Below are 518 nucleotides of genomic sequence, written 5' to 3' on the forward strand. Positions count from 1 at the left end.
GTTGGGAACATGTCCAATCGGCTTTGGACGCCGGAGAAGGACTGTTGTTTATTACCCCGCACATCGGCAGCTACGACCTCGCCGGACGCTATATCAGCCAACAGCTTCCGTTCCCGCTGACTGCCATGTACAAACCACCCAAAATCAAAGCCTTGGATTCTGTTATGCAGGCGGGGCGCGTTCGCGGCAAAGGGAAAACCGCCCCCACCAATATTCAAGGGGTCAAACAAGTCATTAAGGCTTTGCGCTCCGGCGAAGCCACGATTGTCTTGCCTGACCATGCCCCCTCCCCCGAAGAAGGCGGCGACGGCGTCTGGGTGCCGTTTTTCGGGAAATACGCCTACACCATGACACTGGCGGGCAAACTGGCGCAAGTCAAAGGCGTAAAGGCACTGTTTTTCTGCGGCGAGCGTTTGCCGAACGGCAAAGGATTTGTACTGCACATCGAGCCTATGCGCGGCGAGCTGAACGGCGACAAACAACACGACGCGCAGATTATCAATGAAAACACCGAATAC

The 518-nt window shown here is 55.8% G+C and carries 1 protein-coding gene; it reads left to right on the forward strand.

All coding sequences use genetic code 11. The annotated features are described in order from the left end of the window. Positions 1–518: LpxL/LpxP family acyltransferase (locus ACTHTS_RS11015; protein WP_440370057.1), on the forward strand; the 518-nt coding region annotated here is incomplete at both ends.

It is taken from the genome of Neisseria sp. P0019.S003, from assembly GCF_051957115.1.
Taxonomy (GTDB): Bacteria; Pseudomonadota; Gammaproteobacteria; order Burkholderiales; family Neisseriaceae; genus Neisseria; species Neisseria flavescens_D.